Annotated in this window: 20 protein-coding genes, 2 pseudogenes and 1 riboswitch; of the genes and pseudogenes, 7 read left to right on the forward strand and 15 right to left on the reverse strand. The window is 62.4% G+C overall.

Features of this window, described 5'->3' with window-relative positions; all coding sequences use genetic code 11:
* Positions 1–100 precede the first annotated feature (100 nt).
* From dxs to ribB, 4 genes are all read right to left on the reverse strand, one after another.
* Positions 101–1,996 carry a 1-deoxy-D-xylulose-5-phosphate synthase gene (gene dxs, locus C2H86_RS14860; protein ID WP_159408717.1) on the reverse strand — a complete coding sequence of 632 codons (1,896 nt, stop codon included), beginning with the start codon at positions 1,994–1,996 and terminating at the stop codon, positions 101–103.
* 107 nt (positions 1,997–2,103) lie between these two features.
* Positions 2,104–2,991: a (2E,6E)-farnesyl diphosphate synthase gene (ispA, locus tag C2H86_RS14865; RefSeq protein WP_159408718.1), complete on the reverse strand. Its 888-nt coding sequence runs from the start codon at positions 2,989–2,991 to the stop codon at positions 2,104–2,106.
* The gene (locus C2H86_RS14870) at positions 2,988–3,230 is read right to left on the reverse strand and encodes an exodeoxyribonuclease VII small subunit (RefSeq protein WP_008092375.1); all 243 of its coding nucleotides are present in this window, start codon (positions 3,228–3,230) and stop codon (positions 2,988–2,990) included. Before C2H86_RS14870 ends, ispA begins: the two co-directional genes overlap by 4 nt.
* Before the next feature lie 173 nt (positions 3,231–3,403).
* Positions 3,404–4,054, reverse strand: a complete 651-nt coding sequence (ribB, locus tag C2H86_RS14875; RefSeq protein ID WP_159408719.1) for a 3,4-dihydroxy-2-butanone-4-phosphate synthase — start codon at positions 4,052–4,054, stop codon at positions 3,404–3,406.
* 80 nt (positions 4,055–4,134) lie between these two features.
* A riboswitch (FMN riboswitch) is annotated at positions 4,135–4,276 on the reverse strand.
* A 92-nt stretch (positions 4,277–4,368) separates the two neighbouring features.
* On the opposite strand from ribB, the gene C2H86_RS14880 reads away from it, so the two are divergent.
* On the forward strand, positions 4,369–5,574 hold the full coding sequence (locus C2H86_RS14880) for an RtcB family protein (protein ID WP_159408720.1): 1,206 nt from the start codon (positions 4,369–4,371) through the stop codon (positions 5,572–5,574).
* 50 nt (positions 5,575–5,624) lie between these two features.
* On the opposite strand, the gene C2H86_RS14885 is transcribed toward C2H86_RS14880, so the two are convergent.
* Both C2H86_RS14885 and C2H86_RS28365 read right to left on the reverse strand, forming a co-directional pair.
* The gene (locus C2H86_RS14885) at positions 5,625–5,855 is read right to left on the reverse strand and encodes a hypothetical protein (protein ID WP_163985972.1); all 231 of its coding nucleotides are present in this window, start codon (positions 5,853–5,855) and stop codon (positions 5,625–5,627) included.
* A gap of 78 nt (positions 5,856–5,933) precedes the next feature.
* Positions 5,934–6,074 (reverse strand): annotated as a pseudogene (locus C2H86_RS28365) (alpha/beta hydrolase); the annotation flags it as partial.
* 110 nt (positions 6,075–6,184) lie between these two features.
* On the opposite strand from C2H86_RS28365, the pseudogene C2H86_RS14890 reads away from it, so the two are divergent.
* The 3 genes and pseudogenes from C2H86_RS14890 (at position 6,185) to C2H86_RS14900 (ending at position 9,768) form a co-directional block, all read left to right on the forward strand.
* A pseudogene (locus C2H86_RS14890) lies at positions 6,185–6,426 on the forward strand (hypothetical protein).
* Positions 6,427–6,565: 139 nt separating this feature from the next.
* Positions 6,566–6,829: a DUF3077 domain-containing protein gene (locus tag C2H86_RS14895; protein ID WP_159408723.1), complete on the forward strand. Its 264-nt coding sequence runs from the start codon at positions 6,566–6,568 to the stop codon at positions 6,827–6,829.
* A 122-nt stretch (positions 6,830–6,951) separates the two neighbouring features.
* Positions 6,952–9,768, forward strand: a complete 2,817-nt coding sequence (locus tag C2H86_RS14900) for an RHS repeat domain-containing protein (protein WP_159408724.1) — start codon at positions 6,952–6,954, stop codon at positions 9,766–9,768.
* A 292-nt stretch (positions 9,769–10,060) separates the two neighbouring features.
* Here C2H86_RS14900 and C2H86_RS14905 read toward each other — a convergent pair whose 3' ends face one another.
* From C2H86_RS14905 to exaC, 9 genes are all read right to left on the reverse strand, one after another.
* Positions 10,061–10,759: a LexA family transcriptional regulator gene (locus tag C2H86_RS14905; RefSeq protein WP_159408725.1), complete on the reverse strand. Its 699-nt coding sequence runs from the start codon at positions 10,757–10,759 to the stop codon at positions 10,061–10,063.
* A gap of 177 nt (positions 10,760–10,936) precedes the next feature.
* Positions 10,937–11,464 (reverse strand): inorganic diphosphatase, encoded by a 528-nt coding sequence (gene ppa / locus C2H86_RS14910; RefSeq protein ID WP_003255365.1) that lies wholly within the window; start codon positions 11,462–11,464, stop codon positions 10,937–10,939.
* Between the two features lie 93 nt (positions 11,465–11,557).
* Positions 11,558–12,373 carry a zinc-dependent peptidase gene (locus C2H86_RS14915; protein WP_159408726.1) on the reverse strand — a complete coding sequence of 272 codons (816 nt, stop codon included), beginning with the start codon at positions 12,371–12,373 and terminating at the stop codon, positions 11,558–11,560.
* An 8-nt stretch (positions 12,374–12,381) separates the two neighbouring features.
* Complete coding sequence (locus C2H86_RS14920) at positions 12,382–13,029, reverse strand: DedA family protein (RefSeq protein WP_159408727.1); 648 nt, start codon at positions 13,027–13,029, stop codon at positions 12,382–12,384.
* Positions 13,030–13,296: 267 nt separating this feature from the next.
* A complete protein-coding gene (locus tag C2H86_RS14925) occupies positions 13,297–13,755 on the reverse strand; it encodes a GNAT family N-acetyltransferase (RefSeq protein ID WP_159408728.1) in 459 nt (152 codons plus the stop codon).
* A 109-nt stretch (positions 13,756–13,864) separates the two neighbouring features.
* A complete protein-coding gene (eutC, locus tag C2H86_RS14930; protein WP_159408729.1) occupies positions 13,865–14,695 on the reverse strand; it encodes an ethanolamine ammonia-lyase subunit EutC in 831 nt (276 codons plus the stop codon).
* Between the two features lie 8 nt (positions 14,696–14,703).
* Entirely contained in the window at positions 14,704–16,098 is a 1,395-nt protein-coding gene (locus tag C2H86_RS14935; RefSeq protein ID WP_159408730.1) for an ethanolamine ammonia-lyase subunit EutB, read from the reverse strand.
* Positions 16,099–16,144: 46 nt separating this feature from the next.
* Positions 16,145–17,593 (reverse strand): ethanolamine permease, encoded by a 1,449-nt coding sequence (gene eat, locus C2H86_RS14940; protein WP_159408731.1) that lies wholly within the window; start codon positions 17,591–17,593, stop codon positions 16,145–16,147.
* A 198-nt stretch (positions 17,594–17,791) separates the two neighbouring features.
* On the reverse strand, positions 17,792–19,312 hold the full coding sequence (gene exaC, locus C2H86_RS14945; RefSeq protein ID WP_159408732.1) for an acetaldehyde dehydrogenase ExaC: 1,521 nt from the start codon (positions 19,310–19,312) through the stop codon (positions 17,792–17,794).
* A gap of 255 nt (positions 19,313–19,567) precedes the next feature.
* Between exaC and C2H86_RS14950 the strand changes: the two genes are divergently transcribed.
* The 3 genes from C2H86_RS14950 to ubiX all read left to right on the forward strand — a co-directional run bounded on the left by C2H86_RS14950 (position 19,568) and on the right by ubiX (position 23,580).
* Positions 19,568–21,538, forward strand: coding sequence for a sigma-54-dependent Fis family transcriptional regulator (locus C2H86_RS14950; protein WP_159408733.1), 1,971 nt, complete (start codon positions 19,568–19,570; stop codon positions 21,536–21,538).
* 66 nt (positions 21,539–21,604) lie between these two features.
* Positions 21,605–22,954 carry a UDP-N-acetylmuramate:L-alanyl-gamma-D-glutamyl-meso-diaminopimelate ligase gene (gene mpl, locus C2H86_RS14955; RefSeq protein ID WP_159408734.1) on the forward strand — a complete coding sequence of 450 codons (1,350 nt, stop codon included), beginning with the start codon at positions 21,605–21,607 and terminating at the stop codon, positions 22,952–22,954.
* On the forward strand, positions 22,951–23,580 hold the full coding sequence (gene ubiX, locus C2H86_RS14960; RefSeq protein WP_060509549.1) for a flavin prenyltransferase UbiX: 630 nt from the start codon (positions 22,951–22,953) through the stop codon (positions 23,578–23,580). The genes mpl and ubiX overlap by 4 nt, the downstream gene beginning before the upstream one ends.
* Positions 23,581–23,584: the final 4 nt, after the last annotated feature.

Here is a 23,584-nt window from a genome sequence, read left to right on the forward strand (position 1 = left end):
TCCATAGCATTCGCGGGGCAAGCCCGCTCCCACAGCGATTGCACAGTGTTCAATAACTGTGGAGATCCTTGTGGGAGCGGGCTTGTCCCGCGAAAGGGTCTTACAGGCCGAGCTTGGCCATACGAGCTTTGACGGAAGCCTCGATGCCAGCGGCATCCAGCCCGCACTCGGCCAGCATCTGCGCAGGCTTGGCATGCTCGACATAGATGTCCGGCAGCCCCAGGTGCAGCAGCGGCTTGACCACGCCCTCATGGGCCAGGAACTCGCCCACGGCCGCGCCGGCGCCACCCATGATGCTGTTCTCTTCGATGGTCACCAGCAGCTTGTGACTGGCAGCCAGTTCCAGTACCAGGGCCCCGTCCAGCGGTTTGACGAACCGCATGTCGACCACGGTGGCGTTGATCTGTTCGGCAACCTGCAGGGCCTCGGCCAACTGCACACCGAACACCAGCAGGGCAACGTTCTCACCCTGGCGGCGCACCACGCCCTTGCCGATCTCCAGCGGCTCGAGGTCGCCACTGATCGGTGCGTTCGGGCCGGTACCACGCGGGTAGCGCACAGCTGCCGGGCCGTTGTACAGGTGGCCGGTGCTGAGCATCTTGCGCAGTTCGTTCTCGTCGCTCGGGGTCATCACCAGCATGCCGGGGATGCAGCGCAGGTACGACAGGTCATAGGCGCCGGCGTGGGTCGGGCCGTCTTCACCGACCAGGCCGGCGCGGTCGATGGCGAACAGCACATCGAGGTTCTGTACCGCCACGTCGTGGATCAGCTGGTCGTAGCCGCGCTGCAGGAAGGTGGAGTAGATCGCCACCACCGGCTTGCTGCCTTCGCAGGCCATGCCTGCGGCCAGGGTCACCGCGTGCTGCTCGGCGATTGCGACGTCGAAGTAGCGCTCGGGGTAGCGCTCGCTGAAATCGACCAGGTCGGAGCCTTCCTTCATCGCCGGGGTGATGCCCACCAGGCGGTTGTCGGCGGCGGCCATGTCGCACAGCCACTGGCCGAACACCGCAGAGTACTTCGGCCCGCTGACCTTCTTCGGCGCAGCTGGCTTGTCGGCGGGTTCGAGCTTGGTGATGGCGTGGTAGCCGATCGGATCGACCTCGGCCGGGGCGAAGCCCTTGCCCTTCTTGGTCACCACGTGCAGGAACTGCGGGCCCTTCAGATCACGCATGTTGCGCAGGGTGGCGATCATGGTCGGCAGGTCGTGGCCGTCGATGGGGCCGATGTAGTTCCAGCCCAGCTCTTCGAACAACGTGCCCGGCACCAGCATGCCCTTGGCGTATTCCTCGGTGCGACGGGCGATTTCCCAGGCACCGGGCAGTCGCGACAGCACCTTCTTGCTGCCCTCGCGCATGCTCGCGTAGGTGCGGCTGGAGAGGATCTTGGCCAGGTAGTTGGACAAACCGCCGACATTGCGCGAAATCGACATGTCGTTGTCGTTGAGGATCACCAGCATGTCGGCGTTGACTTCCTGGGCGTGGTTCAACGCTTCGAAGGCCATGCCGGCAGTGAGGGCGCCGTCGCCGATCACGGCGATCGACTTGCGTGCGCTGTTCTGCAGGCGGGCGGCGATGGCCATGCCCAGCGCGGCGCTGATCGAGGTGCTGGAGTGGCCGACGCCGAAGGTGTCGTACTCGCTCTCGCTGCGGCGCGGGAAGGCGGCGATGCCGTCCTTCTGGCGCAGGCTGAGCATGCGCTTGCGGCGCCCGGTGAGGATCTTGTGCGGGTAGGCCTGGTGGCCGACGTCCCACACCAGCCGGTCATCCGGGGTGTCGAAGACGTAGTGCAGGGCGATCGTCAGCTCGATGACGCCCAGGCCGGCGCCGAAATGCCCACCGGTCTGACCAACGGTGTAGAGCAACTCCTGGCGCAATTCGTCGGCCAGGGTCTCCAGGTCGGCTTCGGCCAGCCGGCGCAGGCCGGCAGGCGTGTCAGCGCGGTCGAGCAACGGCGTGACCGGGCGTTCGCGGGGGATCTCTTGAAACGTCGTGGGCATCAGGCGAGTCGTTATAGGTGTGTGAAGACGCGGCAGTTTACCCCATTGTGGGAAATACTGCCCATTCAGACGGGTATCGCAAAGGGCCGCAAAACGGCCCCCATTCATCAATGGCGGCGTTCGACGATATAGCGCGCCAACGCCCGCAGCGGCTCGGCGTTCTCACCAAAGCCTTGCAGGGCGAACAGCGCCTGGTCGCGCAGTTCGATGGCATAGGCCTTGGCGGCTTCCAGCCCCAGCAAGGCCGGGTAGGTCGGTTTGTCACGGGCGATGTCGGCACCCTGGCGCTTGCCCAGGGTGGCAGTGTCGCTTTCCACGTCGAGGATATCGTCCTGCACCTGGAAGGCCAGGCCGATGGCTTGTGCATAAGTCTGCAAGGCGTCCAGCTGCGCCTGCTCGGCGCGGGCGCTGGCCAAGGCGCCCAGGCGCACACTGGCTTCGATCAGGGCGCCGGTCTTGTGCCGGTGCATGAATTCCAGGGCCTGCTGGTCCAGCTTCAGGCCGACCGAGCCGAGGTCGATGGCCTGGCCACCGACCATGCCTGCAGGGCCTGCCGCCTTGGCCAGGGCCTGGACCATGGCCAAGCGGATGCTGTCGGCCTGCGGGCTCAGGCGTGGGTCGAGCAGGGCGCTGAACGCCAGGCTCTGCAAGCCGTCACCGGCGAGAATCGCGCAGGCTTCGTCGAAGGCCTTGTGGGTAGTTGGCTGGCCACGGCGCAGATCGTCGTCGTCCATGGCCGGCAGGTCGTCATGGACCAGCGAATATGCGTGGATGAGCTCCACTGCACAGGCGGCACCGTTGGCTTGCTCGGCCGGCGCGCCAAGGGCTTCGCAGGCAGCGTAGGCGAGTAGCGGGCGCACGCGCTTGCCGCCGTTCATCACGCTGTAGCGCATGGCGGCATACAGGCGTTCCAGCTCTTTGGTCGGGGCGATGAACAGGGGCTCGAGGGCAGCGTCGACACGGGCCTGGCAGCTGGCCTGGTAAGCGGTGATCATGCTTCTGGCTCCGCATCGAACGGCTGTGCGGCGAGTTCGCCGTCACGTTCCAGCAGGATCTGTACTTTCTGTTCGGCCTGGGCCAGGGCACCTTGGCAATCACGGGTCAGGGCGATGCCTTGCTCGAAGGCGGCCAGCGAGTCTTCCAGCGACAGTTCGCCGTTCTCCAGGCGCTCGACCAGGGCTTGCAGGTCGGCGAGGGATTGTTCGAAATCGATGGAGGCTTTTTTGCGGGCCATGGCGACAGTCTCGTTGGCGGGTCAGAACCGCGCGACGTTAGCAGAGCGGGGCTAGGGGAGCAAACTTCCGCTGGCTTTACCGGCCTCTTCGCGGGACAAGCCCGCTCCTACAGGTATGGTGTAGGAGCGGGCTTGCCCCGCGAATGGGCCGCGAAGCGGCCCCGTACGGTCTATCAGGCAGGCTCGGCTTCCAGTTCCACCATGGCCTCACGGCACCGCGCCAGCTCTTCGATGGTCAGCACCGGCAGGTTGTACTGCCGTGCATACACCGCCACCTGTTCGCCCCGTGCCATGCTGCCATCGGGGTTCATCAGCTCGCACAGCACCGCCGCCGGGCGCAGACCGGCCAGGCGTGCCAGGTCCACCGAGCCTTCGGTGTGACCGCGACGGGTCAGCACACCCCCATCACGTGCACGCAGCGGGAATACATGGCCCGGGCTGACGATATGACGTTGCTCGGCGGTCGAACGCAGCGCCGCTTCGATGGTGGTGATGCGGTCCTGTGCGGAAACGCCAGTGCTCACGCCCTCAGCCGCTTCGATGGTGACGGTGAAGCCGGTGCCGTGGCGGGCCTGGTTGTTCGGCACCATCGGCGCCAGTTGCAGGGCATCGACCGTGGCTTCGTCCAGGCACAGGCAGACGATACCGCTGCAGTCGCGGATCATCATGGCCATGGTCTGCAGCGACAGGTTCTCGGCGGCGGCGACGATGTCGGCTTCGTCCTCGCGGTCGTCATCGTCGAGCAGCAGCACGGGGCGCCCGGCCTGGAAGGCGGCGATGGCGGCGGACACATTGGGAAATTGTTTTTGCAGCAAAGGGGACATGAAACGCTCCTCGTGATTGATCGATGAACGTCTCGGGGCGAACAAAATGCGCGCGCAGGGGCGCCCGAATGGCCCCTGCCTGACGCCTTCTTTCATCCGGACTATGACCGTCGGCTCTGGAGTCGCACCAGATCTGCTGACCCCCGGCATGGCCGGGGCGCTCGCGGGCTCATCTTTCGATTTACCGCCGGTGGGGACTTTCACCCCGCCCTGAAGACCGGCCAAGCATACAGCACTGTGCCACCTTGCTGGCAAGCCGCTGTTCTACGACCTTCGGCGGTATCATGCAGGCATGGCTCAACAGGAACAGCCCCATGGACATTCTCCAGGTCGCCGGCGGCAAGCCGGTCAAACTGTGGACCGACGGCGTGCCGGTCGAAGACGACGCCCGCCGGCAACTGCTCAACACGGCGAAGATGCCGTTCATCTTCAAGCACCTGGCGGTGATGCCGGATGTGCACCTGGGCAAGGGTTCGACCATTGGCAGCGTGATCCCCACGGTCGGCGCGATCATCCCCGCCGCAGTGGGCGTCGACATCGGCTGCGGCATGATCGCCGCGCGTACTTCGCTGCGGGCGCGGGACCTGCCGGACAACCTGCACGGCCTGCGCAGCGCCATCGAGCAGGCGGTGCCCCACGGCAAGACCTTCGGCAAACGCGACCAGGGTGCCTGGGACAAGGTGCCGGGCACCGCAGACAAAGCCTGGGGCCAGCTCGCCGGGCGTTTCAAGGCCATCACCGACAAGTACCCGCGCCTGGAAAAGACCAACAACCGCCACCACCTGGGCACCCTGGGCGGCGGCAACCACTTCATCGAGGTGTGCCTGGACGAGGCCGACCGGGTCTGGTTCATGCTGCACAGCGGCTCGCGCGGTGTCGGCAATGCCATCGGCAACCTGTTCATCGAACTGGCCCAGGCCGATATGCGCCAGCACCTGGCCAACCTGCCGGACAAGGACCTGGCCTACTTCGAGGAGGGCAGCCGTCATTTTGCCGACTATGTCGAGGCGGTGGAGTGGGCGCAGGATTTTGCCCGGCGCAACCGTGAATTGATGATGCAGGCGGTGGTCGCGGCCACCCGCAAGGCCCTGGGCAAACCTTTCGAGGCAAGCCTGGAGGCGGTCAACTGCCACCACAACTACGTGCAGCGTGAGCAGCATTTCGGCCGCGAGGTGCTGGTGACGCGCAAGGGCGCGGTGTCGGCGCAGAAGGGGCAGCTGGGCATCATCCCTGGCTCCATGGGCGCCAGGAGCTTCATCGTGCGGGGGTTGGGCAACGAGGAGTCGTTCTGCTCCTGCAGCCATGGGGCGGGCAGGGTGATGAGCCGGACCAAGGCCAAGAGCCGATTCACCGTGGAGGACCAGCGGCGGGCGACGGCGCATGTGGAGTGCCGCAAGGACAAGGACGTGATCGACGAGATTCCGATGGCGTACAAGGATATCGATGCGGTGATGCGGGCGCAGAGCGAGCTGGTGGAGGTGGTGCACACGCTGCGGCAAGTGGTCTGCGTGAAAGGTTGACCTTTACTGGCCTAGGCAGTTTTATGCGTTGTGGGCTTCAGGACTATGCGTCACGGCGACGAGATGGACTGCAGGAAATCGGCAATCCGCCGGCCATAGCGGTACATCAGGTACAGGGTGATGATGATCGATGCAGGTAAGACTCCATAACCAACCAGTGGATTTACCAGGCTATCGTCTCCTCCAAGCATCGTCAGGATGAACAGGCTGACTAACACCAACGGAGTAAACGTTACAGTCAGTACCATGGCTATCGTGGCGGCCCAAAGTATCAAACCCATAATCATCCTGATCACACTGCCACTCTCTTATGTACAGTTATCGGAGCGCCGAACCGCCGCGAAGGGGTAGGAACAGGGTTACTGTGACATATCCCCAATCACCTTACCCAGCGAAGCGGGCAGCATAGGTCCATGGCCCAATCCCTCAAAGCGTTCGAAGCGTACCTGCAGCCCCTGCACTCTGGCTAGATCCGCCGTCAGTTCCCGCGCCGGCCGCTCCACGTCACCTTTACTGGCCCGCGCGGATCTTACAGACCTGCACGTAGCCGCCACCCATCAAATGCAAGTGATGACGTGGTGGTCTCTTCGGATACAGACGAGGTTACACCATGCTTAAAATAGTCCCCGATCCACCCCACGATATTCATTCCCTCGAAGACACCCTGATCCAGGCCACTGACTACGCGCTCTGCGCGACGACGGTGGTGCATCAGGCGTTGCTGCTGCAACCCAAGTCACCGGCGTCGATCTTGATGATGGCCTCGATGCACGAGCTGGAGGCGCTGCGGGCTTTGCTCGAATCGGCGTTGATCCAGGTGCAGATCCCTCTGGGCCTCGGACCTTGCACTAAGGCTCAGGTGATGTGATGGCTGGTCTGGCCCTTTCGCGGAACAAGCCCGCTCCTACAGGTAATCGCGAACCCTTGTAGCAGCGGGCTTGTCCCGCGAAGAGGCCAGCCAGGCAAAGCAAGTTTTCAGGGAGATTGACCAATGACGACAGACGACACTCAATGCACCGTCGGCAAGACCACCTTCTTCCAAGGTGAAAACCAGACCCACCCATTTTTCCGCATCGAACCCGGCATTCCTTGCCAGGATGCCCGCGAACAAGCCTCGGAACTCGTGGGCTATGTGCGCGAGTTGACCATCCTCGGCCTGATGGAAGAGAAACCGATGATGATCTGGGCTTCTCATTACCTCAACGCGATGGCCAAGGCGCTCCTGGATGATGCCGAACTGGGCACGACACATTGAGGCTGCGCTGTAGGTTGAAATGAGGGTTTGATTAATTGGTCTAAACTTACCAGTCACTCTCATCCTATTTGGTTAATAGCCTTATGCCAGCCTCTCTGCATCGGCATACCCCTGTGCTGAACGTGACTGATTCTCGTGGCTTAGTTGTTCGCAACATTGCCTGTCATCGTGGCGGCTCTGGAAACAGCGCCGATCTCGACATACGCATTAACCAGCAACTATTCGACGCCCGTGGGCATCTGAGTCAGCAGTGCGATCCTCGTTTTTTCGAGGGTCGAAAGAACGATCCACAACAGGCACCGAATCAAGTCATACATCACGGGCTGTCGGGGCGGGTGCTGAAGAGCGAAAGTATCGACGCTGGCGTTCGTATTGTTTTCAGTAACATGGGCGGTCAAGTACTTGATCACTGGGATGGTCGCGGTACTCATCAACAGATTGAGTACGACCAGTCTAAGCGTCTGCTGGCGCAGTTTGAGCAAGTGGCTGGCGAGATGGATCGGCGCTGCACTGATCGCTTCACTTATGCAGGCGGCGATGCCGAGGAGGCCAAGCGTAACCGTTGTGGTCAGATGATTCGCCATGATGACCCCGCCGGGAGTCAGTGGCATGAGCGGTTCAACCTGCAGGGTCAGCCAAGTCAAGAGACACGTCAGTTTCTGCAGGCACTGGTGCCACCCGACTGGCCTGAGTCGGTGGATGCTCGCGATGAACTACTGGAAAAAAAGAAAGATCAGAATACCCAGAATATTGATGTGCTTTACAACAGCGGTTGGAAGCACGATGCCTTGGGCGCAATGATCGAAACCCTGGATGCTATGGGTAACGTGCAGCGTTTCGAGATGGACATTGCAGGTCGCTCCAGTAAATCGCTCCTGAATGATCAGGGGCTACTCGAAGCAGTCGAGTACAACGCTTTGGGGCAGGTGACGATGGAGTTGGCGGGCAACAAGGTCACCACCACGACCCGCTTTTCAGCAGTGAATGGCCGGCTTGTCAGCTTCCAGGCCAGCAACGCCGATGGCAAGCGGTTGTTGCACTTGCAGTACACGTACGACCCCGTGGGCAATATCGATTGCGTCGAAGACTTGGCTCAGCCAATAAAGTGGGGGGCGGGACGGGTGGCGGCTGTCAGCAGCTATACCTACGACACTCTTTATCAACTGACCAGTGCCAGCGGGCGCGAAAACGCAAGCCAGACCATCGGCCCTGCACTGCCTGGGGTCGAGATTTTCGGCAAGCTGGATGACAGCCGTTGGCGCAACTACACCCAGGACTTCAGCTATGACCGAGGCGGCAATCTGACCGATCTGATGCATAAGGTGAATGGCGCTGTGGTGAGCCACCGCGTCATGGCTGTAGACCCCAGGAGCAACCGCAGTTTATTCAAGGAGAGCGAGGGTTCACCGATCGATTTTGGCAAAGGTTTTGATGCCAATGGCAACCAGCAGACCCTGGCGCCTGGGCAGGCCATGCAATGGGATGCGCGAAATCAACTGAGCCTGGTGACCCAAGTCGTTCGTGAAGCGCCTGATGGTCGGGACGACGATGTGGAAGCCTATGTGTACGACGGCGGTGGCCAGCGTGTGCGCAAGGTCCGTCGAACGAAGACCATGAGGGGAGCGCAAGTAAGTGAAGTACGCTATTTGCCGGGACTGGAGATCCGCACGCTGGCGTCAGGTGAGCAGTTGCAGGTAGTCACCACTCAAGCCGGGCGCAGTGGTGTGCGGCTACTGCATTGGGAGGCCGGCAAGCCAGGTGGGGTCGACAACGACCAACTGCGTTACAGCGTAAGCGATCATTTGGGCAGCAGCATGCTGGAACTGGCCCAAAACGCCGAGCTGATCAGCCAGGAGAGTTTCTACGCCTACGGAGGTACAGCCTGGTGGGCAGCGCGCAGTGCTGTCGAAGCGAAGTACAAGACTGTGCGGTATTCAGGTAAGGAGCGCGATGCAACAGGATTGTATTACTACGGTTTTAGATATTACGCACCGTGGTTGCAGCGCTGGATCAATCCGGACCCGGCGGGGGACGTGGATGGATTGAATTTGTATCGGATGACGCGGAACAATCCAATCGTGTTTCGCGACCCGGATGGTAGGATGTCGATCGAAGAAGAACTTGGTTTATATATTGGTGCAGCCGTATTGGTGATCAGTGCAATTGCGCTTGTTCCCCTGCTTCATCGACGTATTTTGGCTATAATGGCGAGTGAGGGAAGAGCAGCTCTCGAAGCGGATGAACGCGCAACTCTTCAGAAATTGGAAGAAACAGCTAATACCTTCGCTCGTGAAGAAAGGCTCCCGCAAGAAGTGGCTGAAAAGTATTTTGCCTTTATGAGGGCCGAGTATTTAGGGAGGGTGAGGGGTAGAAGGATTGCTTTTGGTGTTGCTAATATTGATGGAACGCTGCATGCTTATTCTTATATCCCCAGTGAAGTTGAAAAAGTTAAAACGGTCATTGGAGAAGGCCTCGAGGTGAGTCGACGTTTGCGGGCTATGGGTGCCGGTCATAAGGTGCTCATGAGGTTGGGTTCGCACACTGAACAGGTTGAGAGGCCACAGGTGTCGGAGACTATTTTTGAGCAAGGGTCAAACGTGACCACTCAGAGAAAAAAAGCAGGAAAGATGGCTGCTGCATTGCCTGGTAATCAAGTTCTTGATAAAGCGGGTAGCGCTGAAGCGGAATTGATATTTACCGTGGAAAATCCTCAGCACTTTGCCAGGCAAAGCATGTCGAGCCGGGATTCGAAAATACTGGATCGAACCATAGCAAGTCTGCGAAATCGGAAGATCGGTTATAAGTTGAGTGGAACCAATGAGTACGTGGTAGACCTTGCCGGGTTTGGAGGGCAGAAAGGCAGGGGCGCCTTTCGGCTGGCTCTTACGCAAGAAGGTACAAAAAGATATTTGACCCGGATACTAAATCCGCACACTTGAGAACCTCTGACGAGATGAGATCTCCGGCAAGCTACCTGAATGAGGCAGGATTATCTTGAGGCATTAAAAAGCCGGCTTGTGGCCGGCTTCTCGGGGACGGTTCCGACTAATTTATGGTAAGTCGCAACCGCCTTAACTGTATGGCCAGCAAGGGCCTGAAAGAGATGGCAAACGGTCGTGTGGAGCGTCGCCGAGCCCTCTGGAACGCGGCTTGCACCGGCCGGGGCTGAATGTGCCGCGTAGCATACAAGGGCTGGCGCGGTATGCCCAGCAAAAAATGGCACAGCGTGTGTCAGCCGGGGCGTCGCTGGCGGTAATGCGACCAATGGAACACCCAGCCCAGTACCTCCAGCTTCTGCGCCTTGCGCTGTAACGGTGTGTAGCGCTCCACCACCTCACGCCGGTTGTGGCTGTGCAGGCACAGGGTGCCTTGGTGGCCGAGGCTCAGGCTGTTCACCCTGAGCCTGCCGTTGTGCAGCAGGGCATAGATCTCGCCATCAACTACCCGGGTGTAGCTGAGGTCGATCGCCAGAATGGCATCGCGTGGAATCCACGGCGCCATGTTGGCGGCCGGCATGGTCATGCAGATGGCTTGCTCCACGGGCACGGCCAAAGCCTCCAGCGCAGGTGCCGGCATTGCCAGGTGATGACCGTCGAGCGCGATGAGCTGGCCATTGCGCAGCTCGTGGAAGGGCACTTGAACCAGCGGGACAGGCTGGTCCGATGACGCACCGAATGCGTCTATCGGCATTGCCTGTGGCGCGTACATGCGCAGAAGCGAATGCGGGTGCTTGGGGCCTTCGCCCGTTTGCAACCAGCGACGTTGCACACAGAACAACTCGGCCATTTCATCGAGGCGGGCAATCGGGATGCCGCGGGTGAACCAGTTGTTGATGTGCTGCGACGTGACGCGGCGCTGGGCAGCGAAGTCTGCGGGGGTCAGGCCACATTCCCGGAGGAGTGCCTTGAGTCGGTCACCGGATCTGTTCATGACGCCGAGTGTAGCGGCCGGTTGCCAGTAGCGAAATGAACGTGATGTTGATGTGAACGGTGCGAAAAAGCCCCGGATGTAGGGCCAATGTGTAGGACTGCGTAGGATTTTTTACTTACCTTTGGCGTCACCCATAAAAAAACCCGCCGAGGCGGGTTTTTTTCATGCAAAGCGGTATCAGCCCTTGTAGGCAGCGACCGATTTGGTGATCGCGGCACGGGCGGCGTCGGCGCCTTCCCAGCCTTCGATCTTGACCCACTTGCCCTTCTCGAGATCCTTGTAGTTCGCGAAGAAGTGCTCGATCTGCTGGATCAGCAGGGCTGGCAGGTCGGTGTATTCCTTCACGTCGACGTACAGCTGGCTCAGCTTGTCGTGAGGAACGGCGATGACCTTGGCGTCGCCGCCGCCGTCGTCGGTCATGTTCAGCACGCCGACCGGACGGGCACGGATGACCGAGCCTGGAGCAACTGGGTATGGGGTCACGACCAGCACGTCCAGCGGATCACCGTCGTCTGCCAGGGTGTTCGGGATGAAGCCGTAGTTGGCCGGGTAGAACATCGGGGTGGCCATGAAGCGGTCAACGAACAGGGTGTCGCTGTCCTTGTCGATTTCGTACTTGATCGGCGCGTGGTTGGCCGGGATCTCGATGGCGACGTAGATGTCGTTCGGCAGGTCTTTGCCAGCCGGAATCTTGCTGTAGCTCATTGGGCAGTGCCCCCGTGTTTGATCAAAAAAGTGGCGGCGATTATAGGCATATTCCGCCAGGCCATGCCACGTGTGGACGGATGTGCGGCCGCATCAGGCGTGGCTTTCGCGGTAATCCGGGTGCCCGGCCTGCAGCTTGAGCAGGCGTTCGAGAGGGTTCTGCCGGTAGAACAGCGACAGCTGCTGGTACACCTGTGGATAAGCCTGCTGCAGCAAGTCGGGAGCGCTGAAGAAGTACTCACTGGTGACGGCGAAGAATTCCGCTGGGTTTTCCGCGGCGTAAGGGTCGATGGAGGTTTCGGCGTCGGGGTTGGCGTCGAGCTGGCGATTGAGGTCGTCATAGGCTTGCTGCATGGCTGCGGCCCAGTCTTCCACGCGCATGCCCGGGTGCAGTGGCGGCAGGCCGTTGGCATCGCCATTGAGCATGTCGAGCTTGTGCGCCAGTTCGTGGATCACCAGGTTGTAGGCCTCCCAGCCACCACTGGCCAGCACCCCGGCCCAGGCCAGGATGATCGGCCCCTGTTGCCAGGCTTCGCCGCTGTGCTCGGCATCCCAAACGTGCTCCACGCCGCTGGCATCGCGGTGGCGCTGCGGGCTCTTGAAGTCGTCGGGGTAGAGGATGATTTCGTGGAAGCCCTGGTACCAGTTCAATTCGCCCAGGTGCAGCAGTGGCAGCTGCGCCTGGGCGGCAAGAAACAGGCGCTGCTCGTCGTCCAGTTCGACCCCGGGGAGGGTGGTCAGGTGCTTGTCGAGCAGGAACAGGATGCAGGCTTCGCGCAGCCATTGGTCTTCCGCATCGCTGATGCCATCGAGCATCGGCAGGCGATCACGGATCACCTGCCATTGCCGTGCGTCGATGGGGTAGCGCGCAAGGGTGCGCTTGCGCCGCCAGGCGCTGAAGGACCACATGTCGGTTGTCAGTGGGCCTTGGCGGTGCGGCCCAGGCGGCTGCGCAGCAGGCCGAGGATCATCGGTACCAGCGACAGCACGATGATGCCGACCACCATCAGCGACAGGTGCTGCTTGATGAACGGCACGTTGCCGAAGAAGTAGCCCAGGGTCACCAGGCCGCCGACCCAAAGCAGCGAACCTGCCACGCTGAAACCGAGGAAGCGCGGGTAGTGCATGTGGGCAATACCGGCCACGAAGGGGGCGAAGGTGCGCAGGATCGGCAGGAAGCGCGCCATGGTCACGGTCTTGCCGCCATGGCGTTCATAGAACTCGTGGGTGCGCTGCAGGTAGTCGCGGCGGAAGATCTTCGAGTTGGGATTGCTGAACAGTTTTTCGCCCGTGGTGCGGCCGATGATGTAGTTGGTGCTGTCGCCGAGGATGGCGGCGGCCATCAGCAGGCCTGCCAACAGGACCGGGTCCATGCCGCCACCGGCGGCCACTGCGCCGGCGATGAACAGCAGTGAGTCGCCCGGCAGGAATGGCATCACCACCAAGCCGGTTTCGCAGAAGATGACTGCAAACAGGATCGCGTAGATCCACGGACCGTAGTTGGTGACCAGCAGATCGAGGTAAGCATCGAGATGCAGGATTAAGTCCAGCGGGTTGAATTCCATGTACAGCACCTGTGTTCTTGACCCGCTACTACGGGCACGCGATGACGGGCAATGCCCTGGGCGTCGGCATGACTACCTGTGGGTGGGTAAATTTTCACACATGACAGGAGGAAGCATTATACGGCGAAGTCAGAAACCTGCCCGGGGAGTTTGTAGCGAGGGGTTACTGCGTCAAGCTGTTCCGGCCCTTTCGCGGGGCAAGCCCGATCCTACAAGACCACCTCAGCCGGTAGGAGCGGACTTGCCCCGCGAAAGGGCCGGTACAGGTCAATCCTGGCTGATCGGCAGAATGTAGTTCTCGAACTCGGTGTCCTTGCGAAAGCCCATCGACTCATAGGTCTTGCGCGCCACCTCGTTGTTGGCGCTGGTCGATACCCGCATGCGCACCGCATTGGTTTCCTTGGCCATCTTCTTGGCCTCGCGCATCAGGTGGTCAGCTACCAGCATGCGCCGTGAGTCTTCGGCCACGAAGATGTCATTGAGAATCCACACCCGCTTCAGCGACAGCGACGAATAGCTCGGATAAAGCTGACAGAAACCAAGCAATTTGCTGTCATCGTCAACCGGTAAAGCCAGGTAGATGATCGATTCACCGCGCATAAGGCGCTTTTGCAGAAACTTGCGCGAACTGTCCGGATAAGGGAGCTGCCCATAGAACTCGCGGTATCTGACAAACAGCGGGGTGAGCAGGTCGAGGTGTTCCAGGGTTGCCTTGATGATGCGCATGTGCGGCCCTCAGAGTCCATTTGGGGAAACAGCGGAATGCCTGCAGCTTTCATGGGCATGCTGCCCCAATGCTGGCCATCAGCGCAATCCGCCTTCCGTGACATGTTCTTTAACGTTCACCGAGCAGGAAATTGCCTCGCTGGGCGGGGGCATTTTCACTGTCGATGCTATGGACCTCGGCTTCGTCCTTCAGATTCACACCGGAAAGCTGTCGCCTGCAGGCTTCGCGCATCAGGTATAGCAGGCGATGGGCCGCCATGCCGTAACTCAGGCCTTCCAGGCGGATGTTTGAGATGCAGTTGCGGTAGGCATCGGTCAGGCCGACCTTGGGCGCGTAGGTGAAATACAGGCCCAGGCTGTCTGGCGAGCTTAGCCCCGGGCGTTCGCCGATCAGCATCACGGTCATGCGCGCACCGAGCAGTTGGCCGACCTCATCCGCCACCGCCACTCGGCCTTGCTCCACCAGCACCACCGGGGCGCTGGTCCAGCCATCGGTTGCGGCCTGCTCCTCGAAGCGGGCCAGAAACGGCAAGGTATGGCGGTGCACGGCCAGGGCCGAGAGGCCGTCAGCGACCACGATGGCCAGGTCGACGCCATCGGGGTTGGCTTGGGCATGCTGGCGCAAGCGTTCGGCCGAGTCTTCGTTCAGCCGCCGGCCCAGGTCGGGGCGTTGCAGGTACTGGTGGCGGTCGCTGGCGGCACTGTGCAGCACCAGGCTGTCGCGGCCTCGGTCCTTGAGCTGTTCGCTGAGGGCGGCGTGGTCGAACGCCAGGTGCACGGCGTCGCGGGCCTGGGCGTGGGCGAACTGGAAGTCCAGTTGCGCGCCGGTGGGCAGGCTGGTGCCGCAGCGGCCCAGGGCGATACGCGCCGGGGTCAGGTTGCGCAGGGCCAGCCAGGGGCTTTCCTGGGTAGAGAGCGGGGGTGGGGATCGGTCTGCCATGGTCACCTCTAAGCCAGTTGCGCCAAGGCCTGGCGGAATGCCGGCGGCAGGTTGTCGCCGAAACGCACGCGGCCATCGGCCTGGGTGAAGATGCCGGTGCGTTGCAGCCAGGCTTCGAATTCCGGCCCAGGCTTGAGGCCAAGGGTCTGGCGCGCATACAGCGCGTCGTGGAATGACGTGGTCTGGTAGTTGAGCATGATGTCGTCGGAGCCGGGGATGCCCATGATGAAGTTGATCCCGGCCACGCCCAGCAGGGTCAGCAGGGTGTCCATGTCGTCCTGGTCGGCTTCGGCGTGGTTGGTGTAGCAGATGTCGCAGCCCATCGGCACGCCCAGCAGCTTGCCGCAGAAGTGGTCTTCGAGGCCGGCGCGGATGATCTGCTTGCCGTTGTACAGGTACTCGGGGCCGATGAAGCCGACCACGGTGTTGACCAGGAACGGCTTGAAGTGGCGGGCCACGGCGTAGGCGCGGGTCTCGCAGGTCTGCTGGTCGATGCCGTGGTGGGCATTGGCCGACAGCGCGCTGCCCTGGCCGGTCTCGAAGTACATCAGGTTCTGCCCAAGGGGGCCGCGCTTGAGCGACAGGCCGGCCTCATAACCTTCCTGCAACACATTGAGGTTGATGCCAAAGCCAGCGTTGGCCGCCTCGGTGCCGGCGATCGACTGGAACACCAGGTCCAGCGGCACGCCGCGGTTGATCGCTTCGATCGAGGTGGTGACGTGGGTCAGCACGCAAGCCTGGGTGGGGATGTCGTAGCGCTGGATGATGGCGTCGAGCATTTCCAGCAGGGCACAGATCGAGGCGATGCTGTCGGTGGCCGGGTTGATGCCGATCATGGCGTCACCGTTGCCGTAGAGCAGGCCGTCGAGGATGCTGGCGGCGATGCCGGCCGGCTCATCCGTCGGATGGTTGGGCTGCAGGCGGGTCGACAGGCGCCCGCGCAGGCCCATGGTGCCGCGGAACCGGGTGACCACGCGGATCTTCTGCGCCACCAGCACCAGGTCCTGCACGCGCATGATCTTTGACACAGCGGCGGCCATTTCCGGGGTCAGCCCGGGGGCGAGGGCGCGCAGGCTCTGTTCGTTGGCCTCGTCGCCGAGCAGCCAGTCGCGCAGGCCGCCAACGGTCAGGTGGCTGACCGGGGCAAAGGCCTGGGCATCGTGGGTGTCGACGATCAGCCGGGTGATTTCATCCTGTTCGTAGGGGATGAGTGCTTCATTCAGGAAATGCGTCAGCGGGATGTTGGCCAGGGCCATCTGCGCGGCCACCCGTTCGCCGTCGTTGCTGGCGGCGACGCCGGCCAGGAAGTCCCCGGAACGGGCCGGGCTGGCCTTGGCCATCACTTCCTTGAGGCTGTCGAAGCGGTAGACCAGGTGGCCCACCGTGTGTACGAAACTTGCCATACAGAATCTCCAGAGCCGCGGGCTGGCCCGCGGCAGGTGGCTTTGATCAGTGCAGAGCCTCTTCGGCCTTCTGGATCGCGGCGAATTCCTCTTCCGGTGTGCCGGCAACCAGGTGGTGACGGCTGTAGAACGCGAAGTAGGCAATCAATACCGCATAGATCACCGCTGCGCCAATCACCACCCGTGGATCGACCAGGAAGCCCGCGACCACGGCGATGCAGGCCAGCACCAGGGCCAGGCCCGAGGTGAAGATGCCGCCCGGAGTGCGGTAAGGGCGTTCCATTTTCGGCCGACGGATGCGCAGGGTGATGTGCGCAGCCATCATCAGCACATACGACAGTGTGGCACCGAATACCGCCACCAGGATCAGCAGGTCGCCCTGGCCGGTCAGCGACAGGGCGAAACCGATGATGCCGGGGATCACCAGCGCCATGACCGGGGCCTTGCTCTTGTTGGTTTCCGACAGCTTGCGCGGCAAGTAACCGGCGCGGGAAAGGGCGAAGATCTGCCGCGAATAGGCATAGATGATCGAGAAGAAGCTGGCGATCAGGCCGGCCAGGCCTACCAGGTTGACGAAGCTGCCCATCCAGGTGGAGCCGCCATAGGCCTTGGCCAGTGCCTCGACCAGCGGGTTGCCTGACGCCTTCAGCACTTCGGAGCCTGCACCGCCAGGGCCGACCACCAGGATCAGCAGGGCGAAGGCCAGCAGCACCAGCATTGCGCCAATCAGGCCGCGGGGCAGGTCACGTTTGGGGTTCTTGGTTTCTTCGGCGGCCAGCGGCACGCCTTCAACGGCGAGGAAGAACCAGATGGCATAGGGGATCGCCGCCCACACGCCGACGTAGCCGAACGGCAGGAAGCTGCTGGCGCCGGCGGCGTCCGTTTTGGCGATGTCGAACAGGTTGGCTGCATCAAAATGGGGCACCATGGCCACCAGGAACACGGCCAGGGCGATGGCTGCGATGGCGGTGATGATGAACATCAGCTTCAGCGCTTCACCCACGCCGAAGATGTGGATGCCGATGAAGACCACGTAGAACGCCAGGTAGATCATCCAGCCGCCGATGCCGAACAGTGACTGGCAGTAGGCGCCGATGAACGTGGCGATGGCGGCGGGGGCGATGGCGTACTCGATGAGGATCGCCGTGCCGGTCAGAAAGCCGCCCCACGGGCCGAAGGCACTGCGGGCAAAGCCGTAGCCGCCGCCAGCGGTAGGGATCATCGAGGAAAGCTCGGCCAACGAGAAACACATGCACAGGTACATGGTGGCCATCAGCAGGGTAGCGAGGAACATGCCGCCCCAGCCACCTTGGGCCAGGCCGAAGTTCCAGCCGGCATAGTCGCCGGAAATCACATAGGCAACGCCCAGGCCCACCAGCAGTACCCAGCCGGCGGCGCCTTTTTTCAGTTCACGTTGCTGGAAATAATCCGACCCGACTTTTTCGAAGTCGACGGAAGACCCTGCCGGCGCACCGGCGGAATGATCGCTTGGCATAGTTCACCTGTTCTTTTTCTTGGTGGCCGGAGGGTTTCCGGGCCGATGGTGATGGGGACTGCAGGAAGCGAGCCAGAGCGGTTGGGGCTCTGCGTCTTGTGTTTGCAGGTCTGGCCTCTTCGCGGGACAAGCCCGCTCCTACAGGGGGATGCGATCTTCTGTAGGAGCGGGCTTGACCCGCGAAGAAGGCGACGCGGTTTAGAAGAAGCCCAACGGGTTGATGTCGTAGCTCACCAGCAGGTTCTTGGTCTGCTGGTAGTGGTCGAGCATCATCTTGTGGGTTTCACGGCCGACACCGGACTTCTTGTAGCCGCCGAACGCGGCATGTGCCGGGTACAGGTGGTAGCAGTTGGTCCACACGCGGCCCGCCTTGATGCCGCGGCCCATGCGGTAGGCGCGGTTGATGTCGCGGGTCCACACGCCAGCACCGAGGCCAAACTCGGTGTCGTTGGCAATCGCCAGGGCTTCGGCTTCGTCCTTGAAGGTGGTGACGCTGACCACCGGACCGAAGATTTCTTCCTGGAACACGCGCATGCGGTTGTTGCCCTTGAGCAGGGTCGGCTGGATGTAGTAACCGGTGGCCAGCGCGCCTTCGAGTTTTTCCACCTTGCCGCCGGTCAGCAGCTCGGCGCCTTCCTTCTGGGCGATCTCGAGGTATGAGAGGATCTTCTCGAACTGCTGCTGCGAGGCCTGGGCGCCGACCATGGTGTCGGTGTCGAGCGGGTCGCCGCGCTTGATCTGCAGCACCTTCTTCATCACCACTTCCATGAACTGCGGGTAGATCGACTCCTGCACCAGGGCGCGCGATGGGCAGGTGCACACCTCGCCCTGGTTGAAGAACGCCAGCACCATGCCTTCGGCGGCCTTGTCGATAAAGCTCGGCTCGGCCTGCATGATGTCTTCGAAGTACACGTTCGGCGACTTGCCGCCCAGCTCGACGGTGGACGGGATGATGTTCTCGGCCGCGCATTTCATGATGTGCGAGCCGACCGGGGTGGAGCCGGTGAAGGCGATTTTGGCGATGCGCTTGCTGGTGGCCAGCGCTTCACCGGCCTCGCGGCCATAGCCTTGCACCACGTTGAGCACGCCTTTGGGCAGCAGGTCGCCAATCAGCTCGACCAGCACGGTGATGCCCAGCGGTGTCTGCTCGGCCGGCTTGAGCACCACGCAGTTGCCGGCGGCCAGGGCCGGGGCGAGCTTCCAGGCGGCCATCAGGATCGGGAAGTTCCAAGGGATGATCTGCCCGACCACGCCCAGCGGCTCATGGATGTGGTAGGCCACGGTGTTTTCGTTGATTTCGGCGGCGCCGCCTTCCTGGGCGCGGATGCAGCCGGCGAAGTAGCGGAAGTGGTCGACGGCCAGGGGGATGTCGGCGTTGAGGGTTTCGCGGATCGGCTTGCCGTTGTCCCAGGTTTCGGTGATGGCCAGGACTTCCAGGTTCTGTTCGATACGGTCGGCGATCTTCAGCAGGACGTTGGAGCGATCCTGGACCGAAGTGCGGCCCCAGGCGTCGGCGGCAGCGTGGGCGGCATCCAGGGCTTTATCGATGTCTTCGGCAGTGGAGCGAGGGAATTCGGCGATCAGCTGGCCGTTCACCGGCGAGGTGTTCTCGAAGTACTGGCCTTTGACCGGGGCCACGAACTCACCGCCGATGAAGTTGCCGTAGCGGCTCTTGAAGGAAACCTTCGCGCCCTCGGTACCGGGATGTGCGTAACGCATGGTGTGTCTCCTGGCTGTTATGTTTGTTGAGGAGTTGAAAAGCGTAGAGCAAAGGTTGGGCCAGCGTGGTGCGCCCTTGTGGAATCAATGACTTGGGTCATGCTTCTGCGCTGCGCGAAGGCGCGTTGTGCCAGGCCTGGCACGTCCGGGGTGACACTTTGTACCGTTTGCGACACGTTGCCGGCGGGCACGTTGCAAAGCCTGCGTGGGTGGAGGATGCTGGCGTGAATCTCTATCTGCGGAGAACAACAACAAATGCAGAACAACTCATTCAGCCGCCATGCCCAGCAGGTGCATACCGTTGCCCGTGGCGAAGCGGGCAGCGATCCTTCCATTGCCCGCTCATGGCTACGCTGCCTGGACGACTATCACCTCGACCCGTCAGTGATCGAGGCGCCGGTGGTGCTTGAACACGGCCGCCTGCTGGAGAGCCGCGAACGCCTGCGCCAGGTGCTGAAGATCGCCGACAACGAAATGAACAGCCTGCACCAGCAGCTATCCGGCGCCGGCCATGCGGTGCTGCTGACCGATGCCCGTGGGGTGATCCTCAACTGCGTCACCGCGCCCAGCGAGCGGCGCAACTTCGAGCGTGCCGGGCTGTGGCTGGGGGCGGACTGGAGTGAGGCCCGCGAGGGCACCAACGGCATCGGCACCTGCCTGGTCGAACGCCAGGCCCTGACCATTCACCAGAATGAGCACTTTCGCGGCCGCCATACCGGGCTGACCTGCTCGGCGAGCCCGGTGTTCGACCCGCACGGTGAACTGTTGGCGGTGCTCGATGTGTCCTCGGCGCGGCCGGACGTGTCGCGCCAGAGCCAGTTCCACACCATGGCGTTGGTCAATCTCTCGGCGAAGATGATCGAGAGCTGTTATTTCCTGCGTCATTTCGAGCAGCAATGGTTGCTGCGCATTCACGTGCAGGCCGAGTCGGTCGGCCAGTTCAGCGAAGGGCTGCTGGCGTTCGACGGCGATGGCCGCATCTGTGCCGCCAACCAGAGTGCCCTGAACCTGTTGGGCACCATTCGCGGCGGCGTGCTGGGCAAGCCGCTGGAAATGTTCTTCGCCTGCAGCCATGACGAACTGTTCAGCCGTGCCACGCCAGGTGGTAGTACGGTCTGGCCGTTGCGCACCCGTGATGGCCGCCAGGTGTTCGCCAGCCTGCGCGGGCAGGCGAGGGCGCCGCTGTGGACGGTGCCGGCCAGCCTGCCCCAGGCCAGGCCCGCCACGGAACCGGGCATCTGCCTGCTCGACCCGGCCTTGCAACACGACTTCTACCGTGCCGTGCGCGTGTTCGAGCGCGATGTGCCGCTGCTGCTGCGCGGTGAGACTGGTTGCGGTAAAGAGGCCTTTGCCCAGGCCGTGCACCAGGCCAGTCAACGCCATGGCAAGCCTTTCGTGGCGGTGAACTGCGCCTCGATTCCCGAGAGCCTGATCGAGAGCGAGCTGTTCGGCTATCGCGGCGGCAGTTTTACCGGCGCGCGCAAGGAGGGCATGCGCGGCAAGCTGCTGCAGGCTGACGGCGGTACCTTGTTGCTGGATGAAATCGGCGACATGCCGCTGGCGTTGCAGACCCGCCTGTTGCGGGTGCTGGAAGAGCGCCAGGTGGTGCCGATAGGCGGTGAGCCGCAGGCCGTGGATGTACGCATCGTCAGTGCCACTCACCGGGACCTGCTGGAGCGGGTGGAGCAGGGCAGTTTCCGTGAGGACCTGTACTACCGATTAAATGGCTTGGAAGTGGCGCTGCCAGCGGTGCGCGAGCGTAGTGACAAGGAGGCGTTGCTGGACTTTCTGTTACGCCAGGAGGCCCAGGGGCAGGTTGTGCAACTGTCGCCAGAAGCGCGGCAGGCGCTGCTTAGCTTTGCATGGCCGGGGAACGTGCGGCAGATGCGCAATGTGTTGCGGACACTGGTCGCTCTGTGTGAGGGCTCACACATTGAGCTTTCGGATCTCCCCGCAGTGGTTCGCAAGCCAGGCGAGGGCTTCGCCCTCGATCGCCGGCAAGCCAGCTCCCACAGTGATAGCGCTAGGTCCAAGAGCGACACCGAATCTGCGGGAGCCGGCTTGCCGGCTATGACGCCACCACTGGAGAGCGCCGAGCGTCAGGCGCTGATGGATATCCTGGAGGCAAAACACTGGCACTTGACCCGGGTCGCCGAGCATCTGGGCATCAGCCGCAATACCTTGTATCGAAAACTGCGCAAACACGGCATCGCCAGGGGCGTCTGAGCAAAACACCGGGTGCGATTTCCCGCGCCCTGGGCTACCCTGCCTCGAAGTTTTGCGAGGTCGACCATGCACATTCATATTCTCGGTATTTGCGGCACTTTCATGGGTTCGCTGGCCGTGCTGGCCAAAGAGCTCGGCCACCGCGTCACCGGCTCCGACGCCAACGTCTATCCGCCAATGAGCACCCAGCTCGAAGCCCAGGGCATCGAGCTGACCCAGGGCTACGACCCGGCTCAGCTGGACCCAGCACCTGATCTGGTGGTGATCGGCAATGCCATGTCGCGGGGCAACCTGGCGGTGGAGTATGTGCTGAACAAGGGGCTGCCCTATGTGTCCGGCCCGCAGTGGCTGGCCGACCATGTGCTGCAGGGGCGCTGGGTCCTGGCCGTGGCGGGCACCCACGGCAAGACCACCACCAGCAGCATGCTGGCCTGGGTGCTGGAGCATGCCGGCATGAGCCCGGGCTTCCTGATTGGCGGCGTGCCGCAGAACTTCTCGGTGTCGGCGCGCCTGGGCGGCACGCCGTTCTTCGTGGTCGAGGCTGACGAATACGACAGCGCCTTCTTCGACAAGCGTTCGAAGTTTGTGCATTACCACCCACGCACCGCGATCCTCAATAACCTTGAGTTCGATCACGCAGACATCTTCCCTGATCTGGCGTCCATCGAGCGACAGTTCCACCACCTGGTACGGACCATCCCGAGCGAAGGCCTGGTCATTCACCCGACCACCGAGCAGGCGTTGGAGCGTGTGATCGGCATGGGTTGCTGGACCCCAGTGCAGACCACCGGTGAAGGTGGCCAGTGGCAGGCGCGTCTGCTCAGCGCCGATGGCTCGCGTTTCGAGGTGTTGTTCGAAGGTGAAGTGCAGGGCGTGGTGGACTGGGCCCTGACCGGCCAGCACAACGTCGCCAACGCCCTCGCCACGCTGGCCGCTGCCCGTCATGTGGGCGTGGTGCCGGCCATGGGCATCGACGGCCTGAGCGCGTTCAAGAGCGTCAAGCGGCGCATGGAGAAGGTCGCTGAAGTCCAGGGTGTGACCATCTACGACGATTTCGCCCACCACCCGACCGCCATCGCAACCACTCTCGACGGCCTGCGCAAGCGAGTGGGCGAAGCACCGGTCATCGCCATCATCGAGCCGCGCTCCAACTCCATGAAGCTGGGCGCCCATCGTGACGGGCTGCCGGAAAGCGTCAACGACGCCGACCAGGTGATCTGGTACGCACCCGCCAACCTGGGTTGGGACCTGGCAGCCACGGCGGCGCAATGCAAGGTGCCAAGCGTGGTCGCCGACAGCCTCGAGGCGATCATCGAACGGGTCAAGGGCCAGGCCCGCCCGGGTACCCATGTGGTGATCATGAGCAATGGCGGCTTTGGCGGCCTGCACGGCAAGCTGGCCGAGGCCTTGAAGTGAGCGGACCGGAACGTATCACCCTGGCCATGACCGGCGCCTCCGGGGCGCAGTATGGCCTGCGTTTGCTCGATTGCCTGGTGCGTGAGGATCGTGAGGTGCATTTCCTCATCTCCAAGGCCGCGCAACTGGTGATGGCCACCGAGACCGATGTGGTCCTGCCGGCCAAGCCGCAGGCCATGCAGGCGTTCCTCACCGAATACACCGGCGCTGCCGATGGGCAGATCCGCGTATACGGCAAGGAAGACTGGATGTCACCGGTAGCCTCGGGCTCCGGTGCGCCAGCGGCGATGGTGGTGGTGCCGTGTTCTACCGGTACCTTGTCGGCAATCGCCACCGGCGCCTGTAACAACCTGATCGAGCGGGCCGCCGACGTCACCCTCAAGGAGCGTCGGCAGTTGATACTGGTGCCGCGCGAGGCGCCGTTCTCGACCATTCACCTGGAGAACATGCTCAAGCTGTCGCAGATGGGCGCAGTGATCCTGCCTGCGGCGCCGGGGTTCTATCACCAGCCGCAGACCATCGATGACCTGGTCGACTTCGTCGTGGCGCGCATCCTCAACCTGCTGAACATTCCGCAGGACATGCTGCCGCGCTGGGGCGAACATCATTTCGGGGCGGATGATTGAGGCG

This window comes from Pseudomonas putida (assembly GCF_009883635.2).
Classification (GTDB): Bacteria; Pseudomonadota; Gammaproteobacteria; order Pseudomonadales; family Pseudomonadaceae; genus Aquipseudomonas; species Aquipseudomonas putida_W.